The sequence below is a fragment of the Gordonia spumicola genome (genome assembly GCF_009932475.1).
GTDB classification, from domain to species: Bacteria; Actinomycetota; Actinomycetes; order Mycobacteriales; family Mycobacteriaceae; genus Gordonia; species Gordonia spumicola.
This window is the reverse complement of sequence record NZ_BJOV01000005.1, coordinates 1,205,608-1,224,680: the sequence shown is the minus strand read 5'-3', so window position 1 is coordinate 1,224,680 and position 19,073 is coordinate 1,205,608. Positions and strand designations below refer to the sequence as shown.

Here is a 19,073-nt window from a genome sequence, read left to right as displayed (position 1 = left end):
ACCGCAAAATCAGCCCTGCCGCAATCAATCCGAACCGCTCAGGCAGGGATAGGCACCGGATGAAAGATCGAGGCTAGCGATCACGGTGGCGTTCTTTGCGTCCTGGGCGGCGACGCTGGGACTTGTCAGTCATCAACTGGAGTTCTGGTGGGAATTGGCGCTGCTGATCGTCATCATGCTGCTGGGCCACTGGATCGAGATGCGGTCGCTGGCTCAGACCACCTCGGCTCTGGACTCCCTGGCCGCGCTTCTGCCCGATCAAGCAGAACGTGTCCGAGACGGGCAAATCATGGCCGTGGCCCCCGCTGATCTGGAGGTCGGCGACATCGTCGTCATTCGCCCCGGCGGGAGCATCCCGGCCGACGGTCGGATCGTCGAGGGGCGTGCGGCGATGGACGAATCGATGGTCACCGGTGAGTCCCAGACGGTCACCCGTAGTGATGGCGACAGCGTGACCGCGGGGACCGTCGCTTCCGATTCAGGACTACGAATCGTGATCACCGCCACCGGCGACGAGACGACTCTCGCCGGGATCCAACGGCTTGTCGCCGATGCTCAGAACTCGTCGTCTCGTGCTCAACGACTCGCCGACACCGCGGCCGGATGGCTGTTCTGGTTTGCGCTCGGAGCCGCGGCGATCACCGCGATTGTGTGGACGGCGATCGGCTTGCCCGATGAAGCGGTGGTTCGCACGATCACCGTCTTGGTGATCGCGTGCCCGCACGCTCTGGGCCTGGCGATTCCGCTCGTCGTCTCGATCGCGACCGAGCGTGCGGCTCGGGGCGGCGTACTCGTCAAAGACCGACTTGCGTTGGAGAGCATGCGGACGGTCGACAGCGTCCTGTTCGACAAGACCGGCACGCTCACCCGGGGCGAACCCACTGTCACGGACGTCTTTGCCGTCGACGACGTCGACCAGGATCAGTTGCTGGCGTTGGCGGCGGCCGCCGAGTCCGACAGCGAGCATCCCCTCGCACGCGCGATCGTCGGTGCCGCCGATCGCCACCGCCTCAGAGTCCCGACCAGCAGCGATTTCTCCTCATCGCCCGCAGTAGGGGTCACCGCGACGATCGAGGGAACGACAGTGCGGGTCGGGGGCCCGCACCTGCTCGCCGAAGAACACCTCGACGAACTGCCGGTTGCTGATCGCTGGCGTGCGGACGGGGCGATCATCTTGCATGTCATTCAAGACCGGCGACTGATCGGAGCGTTGAAACTCGCCGACGAGATCCGCAGCGAGTCACGCGAGGCTGTCGATGCGCTTCATGCGCAGGGTGTCGAGGTCGTGATGATCACCGGTGACGCTGAAGCTGTCGCGAATGCCGTTGCTCATGAACTCGGCATCGACCGTGTCTTCGCCGGTGTCCGTCCCGAAGACAAGGCCGCCAAGGTAGCTCAACTGCAGGACGAAGGTCGCAGGGTGGCGATGGTCGGAGACGGGGTGAACGATGCTCCCGCGCTCGCCCAGGCCGATATCGGCCTGGCGATCGGCGCAGGCACTGATGTCGCTATCGCCTCGGCCGGTGTCATCCTGGCCAGCGACGATCCTCGCTCCGTGCTCTCGGTTATCGAACTGTCGCGAGCGGCGTACCGCAAGATGAAACAGAACCTGTGGTGGGCGGCCGGTTATAACCTGATCTCCGTCCCGCTTGCGGCCGGAGTGCTCGCACCCATCGGATTTGTCATGCCGATGTCGGTGGGTGCGATCCTCATGTCGGTGTCGACCATCGTCGTGGCCCTGAACGCACAACTGCTGCGCAGACTCGACCTGCATCCAGGATCAACGACGCGCGCAGTCTTGGACCGCTGGCCGGGTTAATCCGCAGCCAGGCCGCCGTCAGCGCCGGAGCATCGATCACTCTCACCATTTACTAAGCCGGTTAGTACTACGCTTCTTAGTAGATGGAGGTGGTTGTGGAACCCAGACAAATTCCCGAGGACCGGTACCGGATCGCAGAGAGGATGCCGGACTGCGCGCGTGGCCGTCGGCGACGCGTGCAGGCGCTCGTCGGCGCGATGCTCATCGGTGCCACGGTGCTGACCGCGTGCGGTACAGGCACTGATGCCGTGTCTGCGGTGCGCGCCAATCAGTTCGTCTCCCCTGACGGCAAGACGGTCATCGATTACGCGCCAGCCAAGCGGCGCGCGATCGGCGCGGTCGAGGGTGAGGACTTGTTCGACCGGGGAACTGTCCGGCTCGCCGATTACCGCGGTGACGTTGTTGTGGTGAACGTGTGGGCTTCGTGGTGCCCACCGTGCCGTACCGAGTTTCAGGCACTGGAGAACGTCTACCGCGACACCCGCGCCCGTGGGGTGCAGTTCGTGGGGATCAACTTTCGTGATTCGCGCTCGACCGCGCAGGATTTCACCACCGACCGCAAGGTGCCCTATCGGTCGATCTTCGACTACGGCGGCGCCACCCTCGCCGCACTCGGAGTCCCCGTGGGCGTTGTCCCGACCACTCTGATCCTCGACCGACAGCACCGCCCGGCGAAGCTGTTCCTGCGAGCGATCACCGAGGCCGAATTGCGTGCCGCCGTTTTGACGGTGGCCGAGGAGAAGGCGGCACCGAAGTGAGTCAGTTGTATTTGGCGGATCTGGGAACGACGTTCGCGGCCACGGTCACCAGTGGTCCGCTGCTGCTGGGCCTGGGTGTCGCGGCGCTGGTCGGGATCATTTCGTTCGCCTCGCCGTGCGTGGTGCCCCTGGTACCGGGCTACCTGTCGTATCTGGCGGGGCTGGTCGGCGCCGAAGCTCCCGCCGTCCATGTCGGTGAGGGCCCCAAGTCCGGCCGGTGGCGGGTGGTTGCCGCGGCAGGGCTGTTCGTCCTCGGCTTCACGCTCGTCTACGTCCTGGCCACGGTGGCGCTGTTCGGTATGACCTCGATCTTCCTCGATCAGGCCCGCCTGGCAGTGATGCAACGCATCGGCGGGGTCGTGACCATCGTGATGGGCTTGGTGTTCGTCGGCGTGGTTCCGTTCTTCCGGCGCGAACGTCGCATGACGCCTCACCGCCGCACGGGTATGGTCGGCGCGCCACTGCTGGGGGCCGTATTCGCCATCGGGTGGATACCGTGCAGCAGTGCCACCCTCGGTGCCGTCATCGGGCTAGCGATCAGCACGAACGGCGACGCGCCGTTCCGCGGCGCGCTGATGGTCGTCGCGTACTGCTTCGGCCTCGGCGTCCCGTTCGTGGTCCTGGCGTTCTCATCGGCATGGGCTGTCCGCAGCCTTGGCTTCCTCCGCCGCCACGCCCGCACCATTCAGATCGTCGGGGGCGTCCTGTTGGTCGGTGTCGGCGTGATGTTGGTGACGGGCTTGTGGAATGTATTCGTGGACTGGGTTCGAATGGCGCTGGTCAACGACGTCGTCCTGCCCGTGTGACCGGGCGACCAACAAGCCTGGCCCCGGGCTGACGGTGCGCGTCGGCGTGCGGACTCTCGATCGCGATCGATGCCACGGGCCGGCGAGCACCGGTCGGTTCCTGGGAGGGTCAGGCAGGGCAGGCGGCCAGGACCACGGTGGCCAGACCGGCGAGGAATAGCAGAACTGGGAACATCGCGGCGGCTGTCGGGGCAGCGTAAGACGAACTACGCGACGGTCGCGTGCCGGGAGCGGCGGAACGGAGCCTGTCAAGATTTCTGTGTAAGTCGGTCAGGTGTTCGGTTTAGAGGTGATGGTCGATACGTTCGGGGTAGGTCAGTGAGAGTTGCTCGAGCGCTCGTTTCCAGTTCGTGGTGACCGCGCCTTCCACGAGCCGCCCCGCGGCTTTGCGTTTGTGCGAGGGAAGTCCTTGTTCCTTGATGCGCTCGCGAGCTCGTTTGTCCTCGATGTTGCCGATGGCCAGCCATAACAGCTTCATCGCGGCCGCGTCGTTCGGGAAATGCCCCCGGTTCTTCGTGACCTTGCGCAGTTGATAGTTCAGTGACTCAATACTGTTCGTGGTGTAGATGACCCGCCGCAACTCCGGTGGAAACGCCAGAAACGGAATGAACCGTTCCCACGCATCGCGGAACGTTTTAACCGCCGACACGTACTTTCGGCCCATATCCGAGTCCGCGAACGCGTCTAACGCGTCCGCGGCAGCGTGCTCGGTCGGCGCTTGATAAATCGGCTTGAGCAAGCGCACCACGGCTTTACGGTCGCTGTAGGAGACGAACCGCATCGAGGCCCGGATCAGATGCACCACGCACGTTTGGACTGTTGCGTGCGGCCACGTGGCCTCGACGGCTTCAGCGAACCCGGTCAGCCCGTCGCAGCACACGATCAACACGTCCTGTACGCCGCGGTTACGCAGTTCCGCGCACACCGACGCCCAGAACTTCGCGCCTTCGCTCTGTTGGATCCAAATCCCGAGAACGTGTTTGACCCCGTCCATGTCCACGCCGACGGCGAGGTGGGCGGCCTTGTTCCGCACGTGTGCGCCATCGCGGATCTTGACCACGATCGCGTCGAGGTACATCACCGGATACAGAGCGTCGAGATCACGGTGTTGCCAGGTCGCGACCTCGTCGGCGACTTCCTCGGTCACCTTCGAGATCGTCTCGTGCGAGAGTTCGGTGCCGATCGTCGACGCAAGGTGGTGGGCGATATCGCGGACCGTCATCCCGCCCGCGTATAGCGAGACGATCATCGCGTCCAGACCATCGAGGCGGCGTTGGCCCTTGCGCACGAGCATCGGGGTGAACGTCCCGTCCCGATCGCGCGGGATGGCCAGATCCACATCGCCGACCTCGGAAGCGACCGTCTTCGCGCTGAATCCGTTGCGCGAGTTCGGAAACGATGCTGCTTCGGGGTCTCCGGCCTCGTACCCGAGATGCTCGGTCAGCTCCGCGTTCATGCCGCGTTCGAGGGTGGCTTTGAGGAGCGAGCTCAGTAGTCCGTCCTGCCCGCCGACCGGCTCGCCGGCATCGATACGAGCGAACACCTCATCCAACGCACCCGATGCCACCAACTCACTGGCCATCTCGGTCTGCTTCTGTCGTCGATCTGCACGCGAATCATCCACGCTCACATCATCATTGATAGTCACTACAGCGGTTCCCTTCAGGGTTGAACCTCACCGCTTACACAGACCATCTGACACGCCCGCGGAACGGCCTAGTCGATGCAACCGCAGTTCGACGCAGTCACGAGCGATCCCTAGAGCGCCCGCCGGCGCGGTCGGGTGAACGTGCGTGATCGCGCGGACGACGGCATCATCGCCGTGCTCATGCGCGGCGTGTGCGTCGGCGTCGAACTCGACCAGGGCGCGCACGATGGGACTCGCCTGCCGAGTCAGTGGTAGCCAGGGCACCGCGTGGGAGAGACAGTCGGCGACGCGGACGAACAGATGATGGTGACCATGGACGTGCGCCTGTTCGTGAGCCATCACCGCCGACAACGCCTCCGGGTCCAGTCGCTGCCTCAGCCCTTCGCTGGCCACGATCAGGCCCCGGGTCCGTCCGGGCGTGCTGTACGCCATGGGTGTGCTCGTCGGCAGCCACAGCGGGGACCGGGCGCCCGTCGGGTTCAGCAATCGCGCCAACAGTGCGTGGTGCGCCCCGATCTCGAGGTCACGGCGACGGGCGGTCTGCCAGAACGCCGCAGCCCGCCACCCGGACACGGCCAGGACGAGTGCGAACACGCCTGGCCCGGCGACCAACTCGATGGTGCGGCTGACCGCACTGTCGAGACCGTTCAGGCAGGTCTGCAGCGCCCCACCCACGACGCTCGCATGGCCGGGAACGGCGACGATGGCCACCGAGCTCGCAGCGGCGACGAACACGCCAGCGGTCAGCGCGGCCCACACCCGCAGCAGGGTCCTGGCCGTGAGTCGATCACGCGCGATCAGGACGTCGAGGACCCGGTCACCGACCAGAGTCGCAGCCAGCGCACTCACGCCCAACAATGCTGCCGTGACCACCGTGTCAGTCCCTTTCCCGCAGGCCCTGAGCGATTGCTGCACTTTCCTCGTCGGAGGCGTGCCGCACGAAATGCAGCAGCGCCCCAGACGGGTCGCCGGCGTCGGCCAGCACCGCACGCAAGGCATCGCTGACGGTCTGCTCACGCGACTTGAGCGAGTGATACCAATACGCCCGGCCTCGCCGGTCGCGTCCCAGCCAGCCCTTCTGATACAGGTTGTCCATCACCGTCATCACCGTCGTGTACGCAGGTTCGCGCTCCGCGTCCAGCCCTTCGAGCACATCGCGGACGCGCTTGTCCGCGTCATCGCGCCAGAAGACCTCCATGATGCGCGCCTCCAGCTCGCCCAGACCGTGCATCGCACACCTTTCCCTCACCCCACCGCACTGACTGCGGCAAACGGCGCGGTCAGCCCGCGACCGCGCATCGCCGTTCGCCCTGCAGCCGTCGCTGAAGGGCCCAACCCAACAATGCCACGGACACCACAGCCAGGATCGGCTGCAACGGCGCCCAGACAGTCAAGGCTCCACTGACACCGACGACCGCGACCACCACCTTGTTGCACACTGGGCATCCGACAGCCAACGCCGAACCGACCGTCGCCCAGAGCTTCTTCTCCATCCGCGGCGCCGTCCGGGCTTGAATGTAGGTGGCCGCGATCAGGCCGCCCAACACTGCGGTCGCCAGCCAGATCGGGTAGTTCCACCACAGGGTCGGCGTCATGCGTGAATACCACGGCGTGTCAATCAGCCCGGACGGAATACCGACGGCCAATCCGATCGCGGTGGCGGTGACTGCTGCCACCACCCAGCGCACCAGGGACCACTCACGCAGCATGGCCACTCCTTCTTGTCTTGGTCAGCATCTGTGTCTCAGCCCGCCGAGTCGGTCCCGTCCGCCGGGTCGGCAGTCGTCGAAGCACGGCGAAAGTGCGCGGTGAATACCAGTCGCCGCAGCAGCGCTCGCGCGACGAGCGCCACGATCGCCGCTCCTATTGCCGCCCACACCCAATGCCAGGTCGGCGGCCAGTCGAGGCGGTGCGCATGTGGGCGCCCTCGCACGTCAACGGTCTCGGCATAAACCATGATCATTGCACCGCTGAGGACTGCTGCGAGAACGCCGACCGCCACGGCGAGTTGATGACTGACCCTTGTTCGCGTCACTGCCAACCCCTCTCCATCTACTAAGAGACATAGTAGGTCAGGGTCGGCGGTCGCGCACCTGCCCCCGAGCCAGCACCGACACGTCCGGAGGCGTCACAGTCGGCGGCGGCGATGCCTCGGTGGCGATGGTGACGCCGCGGGCCTGCAGCCACGGCAGCGGATCGATCGCCGTCCCGGCGGGGTCGGCGACCTCGAAGTGCACGTGCGGCCCGCTTGAGACCCCGCGGCTGCCGACAGTGCCGACCTGCTGACTCATTCGCACACGGTCGCCGACGTTGACCGAGTTCTGATCGTTGTGACCATAGGTCGTGACAGTACCGTCCGCGTGGCGGATGCGGATCCACAGGCCGAACCCCTCCGCGGGCCCTGAGTTGATGACCTCGCCGTCCTCGACCGCCAGGATGGGCGCTCCCAGGCGGTTGCCGATGTCGATGCCCTGATGACCGCGACCGTCACCGAACGTGGAGGTCAAGACCCCGCCGGGGGTGGGGGTGGCCGCAGTCTGCCCGGGAGCGGGGCGGGCGTCGTCCGGGGCCGGCCGATCGGAGGATCCCCCGTGCGAAATCGACGGGTCGTGCGGCGCGACGGCGGCAGCGAGTGTCGCCAGTAGGCGCCTGACAGGGACCGCGTCGAGGATCAATGGCGCCTGCCCACCGAAGGCAGTCCCGGCGGCCGCGAAGCACCCCAGAGCTCCGACCCGATCGCCTGCGGCGGGGTCGGTCTCGGCAGAGACGGTCAGACATGAAGTCACGGTGGCCATCGGGGCCAGCAGCTTCACCAGTCCGTCAGGTCCGGCCACGGCCCGCACGCTGTCTTTGACGATGGCCGCCAGCTCGACCACAACGTGACCGTCAACACCGTTGGCGGTCTCAGCCACGGCGGGCGCTGGACTCAGCGTCCCCGCCGCAACAGCCGCGGCCAGGCCAAGAGCGACAGGGGCCGTGCCCACCCAGTGCCGCACCCGAGGCGTGAGCGTTGCCGATGATCGCGAGGAGGTGAGTCCGACGAGGGGATCTCTAGTCATGGACGTCACTATGACACTTGCACACCACTGGCACCACCAGTAACAAACTGGACATTCGACCAGACGGAGAATGCATGTGTGACCCGCCTTCAATCACAGAACATGAAGGTCAGCGCGGTCGACGGGCCGACGTCAGCGCGGGCCGCAACGCCGTCAATGTCACCGCAACGATCTACTAATCGCCTTAGTAGATCGTTGCCGGAGTGAGATCTATTCGTGATCGTCTCGCAGGAGTTCTGATCAGGCCAGCGCACTGCCTGCTCGCCATTGTTCCCAGGGCACGCCCCAGTCGCCGTTCTGCCAAACCTCCAGCGGCGCCCCGCCGGTGTTGCGGACCTCGACGACGTCGCCCGGGATCGAGAAATGGTAGAACCAGCGGGCGTTGGCGCCATTGAGGTTGAGGCAGCCGTGCGAGAGATTCGTGTTTCCCTGCGCCCAGACGGTCTCGTCCAGTTGATGCAGGTAGACACCGTCGGTGCTGATCCTCGTGGCGTAGGCGATGGTTTGCTTGTAGCCAAGCCTGGAGTTGATCGGCAGACCGTAGGTCGACGAGTCCATGACGACCGGATTCGCCTTATCCAGCACCGTATAGATGCCACGCTGAGTCCAGAAGCTGATCTCGGTGCCCCCGACGACCTCAGTGCCACCCATCCCCATCGAGGTCGGCATCGTGCGGACGAGGTTGCCGTTCTCGTACACCTTGACCTGCTTGGTGCGATCGTCGGCGATCGCTACGTGCGAGTCACCGATCGTGAAAGTCGCCTCGACATCTTCTTGACCGTAGAGGCCGCCGCCGAGGTCGACGCCGTAGATCCGCGCCTCGACGGTGACCTCGGTGCCAGGACGGTAGTACTCGCGCGGCCGCCAGTGGGCGTTCTGGTCGTCGAGCCAGTACCAGGAGCCCTCGACTCCGGGCGTGGTGCGGACCGACAGTCGCCGCTCGGCTGCGGCGCGGTCGCCGATCGGCTCGTCGAAGTGAGCAACGATGACAATTCCGACGCCGTAGGTCCCTCCGGTCGACAGCGGCGTGCCGCCGGTCGTCTGCAGGGTGACGCCGGCCTGATTGTCGGGGGTGAGCGTGGTGAACGACCCGGTGCGCGAGGCGCCCTGTCCGCCGCCGCGAGCCGTGGCGGTCACGGTGTAGTTCCGGCCGTAGCCGAGCGGTTCACCGACCTTCCAGGAGGTGCGGTCCGGTGTCATAATGCCGACTACGGGCCGCCCCTCCTCGTTGACGAGCGTCACCTCCTCGAGGGTGCCGCCCCGAACGGTGGCCGTGACCGGGGCGAGGGGATCGACTCCGCTCGCGCCGTCGTCGGGGGTGAGCTCGATCGACGGCGCGGCCGACGCAATCGATGGATCGGCCACCGGATCCTGGGATGGCTGCGAACACCCTGCGATGATCAGGACGGCAGCAAGAAGGAGGGCGACGGGACCGCCTCTAGGGATTTTGACCATGAGATACGACCTCTCGTGTGCACAGAACGCGACCGCGAGGGGCGAAACCACCCCATCTACTAAGCAGCTTAGTAGATGGGGTGGTCGAGGTGTCGCAGTCGGCCCGCGGTGTACCGGTCTAGGCGCCGCAGGGCTGGTGGGTCTACGCGTATCGGAGCGTGGTCATCATGCCGGTCTCCATGTGATAGATGTTGTGGCAGTGCAGAGCCCAGGCGCCGGGGTTGTCGGCGTCGAGGTCGACGTTGACGCGGCCCATCGGACGGATCAGCACCGTATCCTTGCGCAAACCCGAGCGGTCGGGCAGCGACCAGGTGTGGCCGTGGATGTGCATCGGATGGACCATCATCGTCGAGTTCGTGATCTGCATTCGCAGCCGCTGGCCGGGCCGGACAGTCAGCGGTGTGTCCTCGCCGTACTTCTTGCCGTTGATCCCCCAGGCATACGGCGACATCTGCCCGTTCAAAGTGACTTTGAGTGTGGTGTCGGGATCGCGGTCGGGCAATCGTGCCGATTCCGCCGCGGCCAGGTCATCGGCGCCAAGAAGTACTGGGCCCTCGAGTTCGCGCGGGCGGATGGTGCTCGGCGGGGCCTGTCCCGAAGCTGTCCGCAGGAACGCCAAGGCTTGGCCACTCTTGCCTTCGGCTGCCGCGACAAGCGGGAACACACCATCTCCGGCGGTGATGGTCACGTCGTAGCGCTCGCCCATCGCGACGTACAGGGCTCCGGTCTGCTTGTCGTTGACCCGATGGCCGTCACTGTGCGTCACCGTCATCGTGTGGTCGGCGAGTGCGACCTTGAAGACCGTGTCCGATGCCGCGTTGATCAGTCGCACCCGGACTCGTTGACCCGGTCGGCAGCGGAACTCGGTCGGCGCCTCCGGAACCCTGCCGTTGATGAGATAGTGCGGGTAGGCGACGTCTCCGGCGTCACCCAGCGACGAGTTGCCGTGGTTCATTCCCGGCATCGACGAGTGATCCATCCCGCCCATGCCCGACTTCAACGGTCCGGACTCGGCCTGAAAGTCGGCCAGAATCTGATCGGGGCTCTTCCCGACCCCGTCCGTCCAGTCGTCGAGGACGACGATCCATTCCGCGTCGTAGTCGCCCGCATCGGCCGGATCATCGATGATGATCGGCGCGTACAGACCCCGATCGAGCTGTGCCCCGACGTGGGGGTGGAAGAAGTGCGTCCCAGCATCGGGGGCCGTGAAGGCGTACACGAACCGGTTTCCGGGTGCGATCGCCTGCTGCGTGACGTCTGGGACTCCGTCGGCTTCGTTGCGAAGTCGGATGCCGTGCCAGTGAACGGTCGTCGGCGCAGGAAGTTGATTGTCGACGTTGACTCGCAGGAAGTCGCCCGCCGTGGCGCGAACCACTCGCCCGGGAACCTCGTCGCCGTAGGCCCAGGTGTTCGCGATAATGCCCGCACCGAGATCGACAGCCACCGGTCGGGCCGTCAAAGACGCCTCCACCACCTTCTGCCCCGGCTTCGGCGACGCCTGCAACGGCGGTCCCGGCAACGGCGACGACTCAGGGCGTTGAGGGCGGTCCGGGCTGCACGCGCCGAGTACGCCGACCCCCAGCGCCGCCAACCCTCCGATGAGCACCGATCGCCTCGAAACCTCAACCATCCTGATCAGCCTTTCTGGTCCGCGCTGAATCCGCGAGCATGTATCGCGGACGTCCACTCCCATAGTCGTCTCCGACGCGCCGGGTAGCGACTCTCGCGGACGATCTTGAGGAAACCTTGAATCGATGCTGACGATACGAATGTGGCCGATCACCGTCACCGACATTGGAGCACGCACAACGGCATGTCCTGGCTCACCGTTCAACGAGAAGTATCACCAACCCCACAGGCCTGACCACTGCGCCGACTCGTCGGCTCTCACCAGTTTGGAGGCCCCTGGGGGTCGTCGCGAATCAGCCGAACCATCCGCGTGTAGTCCACGTCAGAGATCTCCCCGCACGCCAAACGCTGGCCGAGGACAGACTCGGGGTCCAGCACCGAAGAGGCACGTATCGACGAACGGATCGCCAGAGTGATTCCGACGGCGATCAACGCCCAGACTGCGATCAGTACGAGCAGCATCCAACCGTGTCCGAAACTGCCCATGTGGCCGCCGTTAGAGAACATCATCGCTACACCTCACTCACCGTCGATCCAACAGTACGCCGCCGACCGTGGCAGACCGAGTCTCGCCTGCACCGACCGGGGCACAGGCCGACAACTTCAGGCATTCGGCCATCACGGCCCAACGATGCCTTCCCCATGTCACACCGCCCTGGACTGAACAGCATTGGATAGAGCCCCGTGGGGTGGTGGACTTCGGATCGGGCGTGGGGCCCACGCGTTCTGATCAACGAGTCGTTGTGAACGCTATGCGAGCTGGGCTTGCTCGTCCAGTAGTGCGGCGGCTTTCGCCTTCTCGGCGAGGACCGCGCGGAGCTCGTCCATGGACACCTCGGACATGTAGCGGCGGGTGACTTGCCATTCGTCGTGGGCGTCGATCACCACCGCTGTCGCCAGCCGGAGGAACGCGTCCGGGTTAGGAAAGATCTCCACGACGTCGGCGCGGCGTTTGATCTCCTTGTTCAGCCGCTCGATCGGATTGTTCGACCAAATCTTCTGCCAATGGGATTTCGGGAACGGCAAGAACGCGAGCACGTCGGTTTGGCTTCTCGCATCATCGCCGCCACCTTCGGCATCGGTGCCTGGAAACTGTCCGCGACCTGATCCCATTGCGCCGCAACGTCTTCGCGGTCAGTGTGCGCGAAGATCGTCCGCACCCCGGCAGTCACGACCGGCTGCTGCTTGGCCGGCACCACCCCATGCAGATTCCGCATGAAATGCACCCGGCACCGCTGCCACGCCGCGCCCACGAACTGTTGTGCCACAGCAGCTTTCAAACCTGAATGGGCGTCAGAGATCACCAGGTGCACCCCGTGCAGACCACGGGCTTTCAGACTCGTGAGGAAGTCCTTCCAGAACTCGAAGGACTCACTCTCGCCGACCGCGGTACCGAGCACCTCGCGAGTCCCGGTCGCCGACACCCCGGTCGCCACCACCAACGCTTGGGAGACCACGTGGGCGCCGACGCGGACCTTGCAGAACGTGGCATCACAGAACACATACGGAAACTCGGCATGAGTCAGCGAACGGCCGCGGAATTCGGCGATCTCGGCGTCTAGACCTGCACAGATCGCCGGACACCTCGCTTTTCCAGACGCCGGAGTCCACGCCCATGGCGCGCACCAGATCGTCGACGCTGCGGGTGGAGATGCCCTGAACGTAGGCCTCCATGATCACCGCGTACAAGGCTTTGTCGATCCGGCGTCGTCGCTCCAACAGGACCGGGAAGAACGACCCGGCGCGCAGTTTGGGGATCTTCACCTGCACATCACCGGCGGGGGTCGAGATCGTCTTGGGTCGGTGGCCGTTGCGGACGGTGGTGCGGTCTGCGGAGCGCTCGTAGCGGCCGGCGCCGATCTTGGTGGTCGCCTCGGCCTCGATCAGGGCCTGCAGGCCGGCCCGCAGGATCTCCGGGAGCACCCCGACCAGGGCGAGTTCATCAGAGCGCAGTGAGGCGATTTCGGTCAGTTGGTCGAGCAGGGCAGAATGGTCGTGGGTCATCGCGTGAATGCCTTTCAGTTGAGTCACTTGCCGGTAACTCACTGATCATCACGCGATGGCCCGCCCAACCGGCGACACCGACCCCGTGCGGCGTGTCCACCACCGTCACCGAGCCACCAAACCCCACCACTCCAGGGGACTCACCCCAGCATTGATGCTGTTGTCCGCGACGAGTTTCCTTCAGCGACGTCGCCTACCTGAAGCTGCGGGCGAGCCGGACCGCACAGAGACGCGGTCAGGCGCACTCAGGCAACGGCGCCATCGAAAAGCCGCTACCGGACACCGGACTTGCGTGCGACGAGCAACCAATAGGGAAAGTCGACACCGCCGGCGCGGATCCGTTCCTCGACATGCAGGCCGGCTCGCTGGAGTTCGTCGACAATCGCATCGAATTCCCGGACCTGAAACCCGTACTGGGTGAACGGCATCGCTCACAAAGCATCCGGATCTGCGATGCCGAGAACGGCGCAGCCGTTGCCGGCGAGAATCCGATGGAGCTCACTGAATGCGGCGAATCGATGAAGTAAATCGTATTCGTGCTGATCAACGCGTCAATCGAAGCGTCCGGAACAGGTAGGGACTCCATCGGCGCGGCAGTCAGTGACAGTCTCCGCGTTTGGATCTCGCGACGAAAGCGTCTCTGTGCGCCGTCGATCATCGTTGTGGAGATCTCGAATCCGTGCACCATGCCCGATTGCCCTACACGATCAAGCAACAACCCTAATCCGACAGACACCACCGTCGAACCCGACATCGGCGACTACTCGACCCGTCCGGATTCCGGCAGCCTCCACCGCGGCAGCAATAGGTTCACGATTGCGTCGATTCAGTACCCGGCCGACGATTCGACCGCGAATCCCGGCAGGTCGCCCAAGTTGCCGAGAAATACTCGCCACGACCTGCTCGCCGACATCCATACCTCGATTGCAGCATCCTAGACCCGGCAACCGCATCAGGGGACTCCCGGAGAGTTCGCCCGGGTGTGACATCGGAAGCGACTCACCGGATGAATCACGGTACCTATCCTCCGCCGGCCCCGACTGCCAATCTCAAACGACTCCACGCCAGTCCTCGACGCCCCGTAAGCCCTATCGACGGGTACACCCGACTGGAGGGGTGTCACCCACGATCTAAACCGTTATGTGATTCACAGTCGGATACGCTGTGGCCAAGTTACAGATAAAGCACTCGGACTGCTTCGGCTAGTGCTTGCTCCCAGTCGACGACGTGGTGGAGCATGATGAACGAGACGACCATGTCGAACTGGCCGTCGGCGAATGGTAAAGCAGTTGCGTATGCAACCCGGGTGTGCGCGCGGTCACCGAAGGCGCGGAGGCGGTCTTGAGCGGCTGTGACCATTCGGGGGTCGAAGTCGGTGACGGTAATGGTTGTCGTCTGCGGTTCTGGGCTTGCCGCCAGAATGTGGGCCGCCATAGCGCCACCGCCGCCGCCAATCTCGAGGAGGGCGCCGTTGGGCTGGACTCCTTGTAGAGCCCAAGGGAGCACCCACCGACTGGTCGCGGTCTCCCATGGTGCGCTTCGGCAGAACAGTGCTTCGACTTGTGACATCGACGGCATCGCGGATTGCTCCTTCGGGGTGCGGGTGAGGTGGGAGCTTCGATTCCACCGTGCCTGGACGCTATCATCGTCGTATGACGATGAATAGATGTTCGGTGATGGTGGGGACGGAGCTCGATCCTGCGGTCGCGTTGTTTCGGAGTTTGTCTGACGGGACCCGGCTAGCGATCGCGGCTCGATTGGCCCGCAGTGGTGAGGCTCGAGTGGCTGATCTGATGGCTGAGTTGGGTCTTGCTCAGTCGACAGTGTCCGCGCATGTTGCGTGCCTGCGGGACTGCGGATTGGTGGTGGGTCGGCCAGAGGGCAGGCAGGTGTTCTACCGTCTGGCGCGGCCGGAGCTTCTCGACCTGCTGGCGGCGGCTGAGACGGTGCTTGCTGCGACGGGCAGTGCCGTAGTGCTGTGTCCCAACTATGGGTTGGACAGTGCCTGCGATGGTGAGGCCACTGCCGGCGCGGTCGTTGAGGAGATCCGCGGTGTGGGGGGTGATCGACGATGAGTGATGCATGTGGATGTGGGCACGACGAGATCGGGGAGGATGAGCAGGCGCCTGGACATTGGTGGAACGTCCGAGAACTTCAGGCAGCTGCGGTTGCCGGATTGTTGTTGGTGGCCGCCTATCTCACTGGCTGGGCAGATGGTCCGAGGACGATCAGTATGACCCTGGAGTGGGGTGCTCTGCTAGTAGGCGCGGCGACGTTTGTCCCGTCGACACTGCGGCGGCTGGCATCGGGGAAGATCGGCGTTGGAACGCTGATGACGATCGCTGCGGTGGGTGCGGTGATTCTCGGTGAGGTCGGGGAAGCGGCGATGCTCGCGGTGTTGTTCTCGATTAGCGAGGGCCTTGAGGAGTACGCCGTTGGTCGTACTCGTCGGGGCCTGCGGGCGTTGTTGGATCTGGTCCCAGATTCGGCGATGGTGTTGAGGGCGGGCGTCCCGACAGCGGTGTCGCCGTCAGTTCTTCGTGTCGGGGATCAGATCCTGATCAAGCCGGGTGAGCGTATCGCCACTGATGGGCGCATAAGCGAGGGGCGATCGTCGCTGGATGTATCGGCGATTACTGGCGAATCGGTGCCGATTGAAGCGAATCCTGGGGACGTCGTGTTCGCGGGATCGATCAACGGCACTGGTGTGTTGGCCGTTGATGTCAGCGCTACTGCGGAGAACAATTCGCTGGCGAAGATTGTGCAGATTGTCGAGGCGGAGCAGTCTCGAAAAGGCGATGCGCAGCGGTTAGCTGACCGGATTGCTAAGCCGCTGGTTCCGGCAATCATGCTCATGGCCGCTGTGATCGCGGGTATCGGCGCAGTGTTTGGCGACCCGGCGACGTGGGTGGAACGAGCTCTTGTGGTGCTGGTGGCAGCCTCACCCTGTGCGCTGGCAATCTCGGTTCCGGTGACAGTGGTTGCTGCTATCGGCGCCGCCAGCAAGATTGGTGTGCTGGTCAAAGGTGGTGCGGCGTTGGAGTCTCTCGGCCGGGTCCGGATCGTGGCTGTTGACAAGACGGGAACGCTCACCGCGAACAAGCCGGTTGTTGTCGGTGTTGCTGTTGGCGGTCAGGCGAACGAGGTCGCGGGAGAACCCGGTGTGACCGGCGACGTTGGGCATTCGATTGAGCAGGCGCGAGTGCTCGCGGTTGCCGCGGCGCTGGAAGCTCACAGTGAACATCCTCTGGCTCGTGCGATCCTTGCAGCTGACGGTGGGGTGAGTAGGGCTGCGACTGATGTACAGGCGGTGCCAGGAGCGGGTCTGACCGGTCTGGTCGAGGGTCGCCCCGCTCGGCTTGGGCGGCCGGGTTGGATCGATGCGGGTGCTCTGGCCGACCGGGTCGCGGCCTTTCAAGCTGATGGTGCAACCGCGGTTCTCGTCGAGGAAGACCAACGTCTCCTCGGAGTCGTCGCGGTACGTGATGAGCTTCGCCCCGAAGCACGGGAGGTCATCACGCACATGCACGATTCTGGAAATGCCGTGGTGATGCTCACCGGTGACAATGCCGCGACGGCGACTGCTCTTGCACAGATCGCCGGGATCGACGATGTCCATGCGGATCTGCGTCCAGAAGACAAGGCACGAATCGTGTCCACGCTGCGCGGCGACGGATTCATCGCAATGGTCGGTGACGGGGTCAACGATGCTCCCGCACTGGCCACAGCTGACTTGGGAATCGCCATGGGCGCGATGGGTTCTGATGTCGCGATTGAAACCGCGGACGTGGCACTGATGGGCGAGGACCTGCGGGTGCTGCCTCAAGCGCTCGATCATGCTCGTCGGGCGCGGACCATCATGCTGCAAAATGTGGGGCTGTCCCTTGGTCTGATCGCCGTTCTCATCCCGCTCGCACTGTTCGGGTTGCTCGGGTTGGCCGCGGTGGTCGCTGTCCACGAACTCGGTGAGATCGTCGTCATCGCCAACGGCGTCCGTGCTGGGCGGGTCAAGAACCGCCTGACGATGGCCGATACCGCTGGAGCATCGGTAGCAGTCGGGGCGAACCGATGACCCCGTCTGGTCCGGCGGTGTCAGGCGGTAGGTCGGGATATGCCCGCCGCCTGGGGATGCTGCTGCTGGCCCTGACCTTCGTCATCGTTGACGTGGCCGTCAAGGCATGGGCAGTCGATGCACTTGACGGCACCCGAATAGAGGCCGGGCCGGTGGACCTGCAGTTAGCGTTCAATTCGGGCGCGGCCTTCTCCTTTGCCGCCACCGCTCCGGGGTGGGTACTGCTGGTCATTCCCGCCGCGGTCACGTGTGGAGTCGCGGTCCTCGGTTGGCGTACCGCAGACTCCCACGGACTGCTCTGGCGCGTCGCGATTGCCGCCGTCCTGGGCGGAGCGATCGCTAACATCATCGACCGCATACCGGACGGAAAAGTCACAGACTACCTACACACCGGCTGGTGGCCCACGTTCAATCTCGCCGACACGTTCATCGTCCTAGGCGCCCTCACCCTCGTCGTGTGCATCATTGTCGACCCACACGAATCACCATCGCAGAACGAGGGGCAGGTACCGGCTGAGGACCAGTGAGCTGGTGCGATGTTGTGCTGTCTCCGGACCGTGATGGTCCGGCCGACGTCACCGCAGTCGTCGACCGGCATACCGAGCCCACGTTTCGCCGGAGCGTTCAGCGTGAAGGAACGCAACCTGATGGCTGTAGCCCAATGCGTCGGCGACGACGGACGGAGGGCACTCGAGCACGAGGTCGTCGAGTGCGCTGTTGCGGGCACCGAGGTTGCTCATGCCGATCAGGCGCAGGCGATGCATGATCGTGTCGGGATGGAGATGATCTCCGGCATGCGTGCCGGGAAACAACCAGGGATTGCCGTGTCCACTGGTGCGTAGATTCGTGCGATGGGCGAGCACGTCGCGGACGAGTTGAGCGAACGGTTTGGGCACGTCGACGGGGTGCTTGCCGAAAGTGATCGCCATCGGATTGCCGTCGATGATCGATGATGTCTGCAGTCGGACAATGCTTTTCAGCGGCTGCGCATACAGCAGAATCAGGACCCCAGCGACTCTGTAAGGGAGAGTCTCACTGTCACCAGTGAGCAGTTCGCTGATCCAGGCGATCCGCTGGGCTTGAGTCAAGGATGGTGTCGTCTTCGGAGCCCGGTGGCCGAGCTGCACGGCGGTATTGAGTCTGTCTTGTTTGCAGATGACCAGGAACGTTCGGATCGTGTATCGCGTTGTCGGACCTGTTGCGATCCACTGGTCGACGTCGTGTTGCGTGCAGGTCTCGATCGTGCGTCCGTAGGTGGACCTCAGCCAGCTCAGGAACTTGACGGTCTCGGTGATCTCTTGTTTGGCCGATCGCACCGATGGCTGGGTATCGCCGCCGGCATCGGCGATTGCGCGAATCCGCCGCAGATGGTGCCACGTCGCGAAGTGGCGAGCGGGCCGGGCGACCTCGGTCGGCAGGTCGATCAGCTTGTCATCGATCCATTGTTCGAAGCGTGGCAGCCACCGGTCTCGGGGAGGCAGTAGGCCGTGGTATTCCATCAATGTCCGCAGATGTTCTGCTGCCCGACTGGGTAGGGTGTCTAAGCCTTCGTGCGTGGCGGCGATGGCGCCGGTTCCTAGCCCCTTGAGCAGTTCCTGGACTTTCGGTGACCGCTTCCAGATCATCGTCGACTCGGGTCGCTTAGCGACGCATAGCGCGTCGACGAGGCCGCTGAGGATTGGGTCGGACGGCGGCCCGCCCATGATCTCGTGTAGGTCGTCCCGGACGGCGCAGCGAGCGCATATCGTCCCGCGGTGGTGACCGGACTCCTCGCCGCAGCGGCTGCATCGAAAGTCGTCGACGATACCTGCGCACGGCCCGCA

The 19,073-nt window shown here is 64.5% G+C and carries 16 protein-coding genes and 3 pseudogenes; 7 read left to right on the top strand and 12 right to left on the bottom strand.

The genetic code is table 11. The annotated features are described in order from the left end of the window. Positions 1-73: 73 nt before the first annotated feature. The 3 genes and pseudogenes from GYB83_RS17020 to GYB83_RS17010 form a co-directional block, all read left to right on the top strand. Positions 74-1,819, top strand: a pseudogene (locus tag GYB83_RS17020) (heavy metal translocating P-type ATPase); the annotation flags it as partial. 143 nt (positions 1,820-1,962) lie between these two features. Next, positions 1,963-2,577, top strand: a complete 615-nt coding sequence (locus GYB83_RS17015) for a TlpA family protein disulfide reductase (protein WP_008376380.1) — start codon at positions 1,963-1,965, stop codon at positions 2,575-2,577. Continuing rightward, the gene (locus GYB83_RS17010) at positions 2,574-3,383 is read left to right on the top strand and encodes a cytochrome c biogenesis CcdA family protein (protein ID WP_008376379.1); all 810 of its coding nucleotides are present in this window, start codon (positions 2,574-2,576) and stop codon (positions 3,381-3,383) included. The genes GYB83_RS17015 and GYB83_RS17010 overlap by 4 nt, the downstream gene beginning before the upstream one ends. Positions 3,384-3,666: 283 nt before the next feature. Here the strand turns inward: GYB83_RS17010 and GYB83_RS17000 are convergent, their stop codons facing one another. The 9 genes and pseudogenes from GYB83_RS17000 to GYB83_RS16960 form a co-directional block, all read right to left on the bottom strand. Further along, positions 3,667-4,965, bottom strand: coding sequence for an IS256 family transposase (locus GYB83_RS17000; RefSeq protein ID WP_161894958.1), 1,299 nt, complete (start codon positions 4,963-4,965; stop codon positions 3,667-3,669). Positions 4,966-5,058: 93 nt separating this feature from the next. Next, positions 5,059-5,880 carry a M56 family metallopeptidase gene (locus tag GYB83_RS16995; protein WP_228461560.1) on the bottom strand — a complete coding sequence of 274 codons (822 nt, stop codon included), beginning with the start codon at positions 5,878-5,880 and terminating at the stop codon, positions 5,059-5,061. Positions 5,881-5,908: 28 nt separating this feature from the next. Further along, positions 5,909-6,262, bottom strand: coding sequence for a BlaI/MecI/CopY family transcriptional regulator (locus tag GYB83_RS16990; RefSeq protein ID WP_008376377.1), 354 nt, complete (start codon positions 6,260-6,262; stop codon positions 5,909-5,911). A gap of 49 nt (positions 6,263-6,311) precedes the next feature. Then, positions 6,312-6,740: a hypothetical protein gene (locus tag GYB83_RS16985; protein WP_008376376.1), complete on the bottom strand. Its 429-nt coding sequence runs from the start codon at positions 6,738-6,740 to the stop codon at positions 6,312-6,314. 363 nt (positions 6,741-7,103) lie between these two features. Beyond that, on the bottom strand, positions 7,104-8,027 hold the full coding sequence (locus tag GYB83_RS16980) for a M23 family metallopeptidase (protein WP_008376375.1): 924 nt from the start codon (positions 8,025-8,027) through the stop codon (positions 7,104-7,106). A 303-nt stretch (positions 8,028-8,330) separates the two neighbouring features. Then, positions 8,331-9,545, bottom strand: coding sequence for a L,D-transpeptidase (locus tag GYB83_RS16975; protein ID WP_008376374.1), 1,215 nt, complete (start codon positions 9,543-9,545; stop codon positions 8,331-8,333). A gap of 142 nt (positions 9,546-9,687) precedes the next feature. Then, the gene (locus GYB83_RS16970) at positions 9,688-11,175 is read right to left on the bottom strand and encodes a multicopper oxidase family protein (protein ID WP_040519338.1); all 1,488 of its coding nucleotides are present in this window, start codon (positions 11,173-11,175) and stop codon (positions 9,688-9,690) included. Positions 11,176-11,432: 257 nt separating this feature from the next. Next, positions 11,433-11,684, bottom strand: coding sequence for a hypothetical protein (locus tag GYB83_RS16965; RefSeq protein WP_008376372.1), 252 nt, complete (start codon positions 11,682-11,684; stop codon positions 11,433-11,435). Positions 11,685-11,924: 240 nt separating this feature from the next. Continuing rightward, positions 11,925-13,178 (bottom strand): annotated as a pseudogene (locus tag GYB83_RS16960) (IS256 family transposase). A 350-nt stretch (positions 13,179-13,528) separates the two neighbouring features. On the opposite strand from GYB83_RS16960, the gene GYB83_RS23695 reads away from it, so the two are divergent. Further along, positions 13,529-13,705: a hypothetical protein gene (locus GYB83_RS23695; protein ID WP_228461558.1), complete on the top strand. Its 177-nt coding sequence runs from the start codon at positions 13,529-13,531 to the stop codon at positions 13,703-13,705. 35 nt (positions 13,706-13,740) lie between these two features. Here GYB83_RS23695 and GYB83_RS24125 read toward each other — a convergent pair. Both GYB83_RS24125 and GYB83_RS16950 read right to left on the bottom strand, forming a co-directional pair. After that, positions 13,741-13,866 (bottom strand): annotated as a pseudogene (locus GYB83_RS24125) (class I SAM-dependent methyltransferase); the annotation flags it as partial. Between the two features lie 485 nt (positions 13,867-14,351). Next, positions 14,352-14,747: a class I SAM-dependent methyltransferase gene (locus GYB83_RS16950; protein ID WP_223291435.1), complete on the bottom strand. Its 396-nt coding sequence runs from the start codon at positions 14,745-14,747 to the stop codon at positions 14,352-14,354. An 83-nt stretch (positions 14,748-14,830) separates the two neighbouring features. On the opposite strand from GYB83_RS16950, the gene GYB83_RS16945 reads away from it, so the two are divergent. The 3 genes from GYB83_RS16945 to lspA are packed head-to-tail and all read left to right on the top strand — an operon-like array spanning position 14,831 to position 17,777. Further along, positions 14,831-15,253: an ArsR/SmtB family transcription factor gene (locus tag GYB83_RS16945; RefSeq protein ID WP_039855988.1), complete on the top strand. Its 423-nt coding sequence runs from the start codon at positions 14,831-14,833 to the stop codon at positions 15,251-15,253. Then, positions 15,250-17,250 (top strand): heavy metal translocating P-type ATPase, encoded by a 2,001-nt coding sequence (locus GYB83_RS16940; protein ID WP_161896562.1) that lies wholly within the window; start codon positions 15,250-15,252, stop codon positions 17,248-17,250. Before GYB83_RS16945 ends, GYB83_RS16940 begins: the two co-directional genes overlap by 4 nt. Then, a complete protein-coding gene (gene lspA / locus GYB83_RS16935) occupies positions 17,247-17,777 on the top strand; it encodes a signal peptidase II (protein ID WP_008376365.1) in 531 nt (176 codons plus the stop codon). The genes GYB83_RS16940 and lspA overlap by 4 nt, the downstream gene beginning before the upstream one ends. Before the next feature lie 48 nt (positions 17,778-17,825). Here the strand turns inward: lspA and GYB83_RS16930 are convergent, their stop codons facing one another. Then, positions 17,826-18,953, bottom strand: a complete 1,128-nt coding sequence (locus tag GYB83_RS16930) for a site-specific integrase (protein WP_040517705.1) — start codon at positions 18,951-18,953, stop codon at positions 17,826-17,828. Positions 18,954-19,073 lie beyond the last annotated feature (120 nt).

What these genes read in the sequence shown, in the direction of transcription:
- GYB83_RS17015 (WP_008376380.1), top strand. Translation starts at nt 1,963, where the DNA reads ATGCCGGACTGCGCGCGTGGCCGTCGGCGACGCGTGCAGGCGCTCGTC.
- GYB83_RS17000 (WP_161894958.1), bottom strand. Translation starts at nt 4,965, where the DNA reads ATGGCCAGTGAGTTGGTGGCATCGGGTGCGTTGGATGAGGTGTTCGCT.
- GYB83_RS16990 (WP_008376377.1), bottom strand. Translation starts at nt 6,262, where the DNA reads ATGCACGGTCTGGGCGAGCTGGAGGCGCGCATCATGGAGGTCTTCTGG.
- GYB83_RS16985 (WP_008376376.1), bottom strand. Translation starts at nt 6,740, where the DNA reads ATGCTGCGTGAGTGGTCCCTGGTGCGCTGGGTGGTGGCAGCAGTCACC.
- GYB83_RS16975 (WP_008376374.1), bottom strand. Translation starts at nt 9,545, where the DNA reads ATGGTCAAAATCCCTAGAGGCGGTCCCGTCGCCCTCCTTCTTGCTGCC.
- GYB83_RS16970 (WP_040519338.1), bottom strand. Translation starts at nt 11,175, where the DNA reads ATGGTTGAGGTTTCGAGGCGATCGGTGCTCATCGGAGGGTTGGCGGCG.
- GYB83_RS16965 (WP_008376372.1), bottom strand. Translation starts at nt 11,684, where the DNA reads ATGATGTTCTCTAACGGCGGCCACATGGGCAGTTTCGGACACGGTTGG.
- GYB83_RS23695 (WP_228461558.1), top strand. Translation starts at nt 13,529, where the DNA reads ATGCAGGCCGGCTCGCTGGAGTTCGTCGACAATCGCATCGAATTCCCG.
- GYB83_RS16950 (WP_223291435.1), bottom strand. Translation starts at nt 14,747, where the DNA reads ATGTCACAAGTCGAAGCACTGTTCTGCCGAAGCGCACCATGGGAGACC.
- GYB83_RS16945 (WP_039855988.1), top strand. Translation starts at nt 14,831, where the DNA reads ATGACGATGAATAGATGTTCGGTGATGGTGGGGACGGAGCTCGATCCT.
- GYB83_RS16940 (WP_161896562.1), top strand. Translation starts at nt 15,250, where the DNA reads ATGAGTGATGCATGTGGATGTGGGCACGACGAGATCGGGGAGGATGAG.
- lspA (WP_008376365.1), top strand. Translation starts at nt 17,247, where the DNA reads ATGACCCCGTCTGGTCCGGCGGTGTCAGGCGGTAGGTCGGGATATGCC.
- GYB83_RS16930 (WP_040517705.1), bottom strand. Translation starts at nt 18,953, where the DNA reads ATGGGCGGGCCGCCGTCCGACCCAATCCTCAGCGGCCTCGTCGACGCG.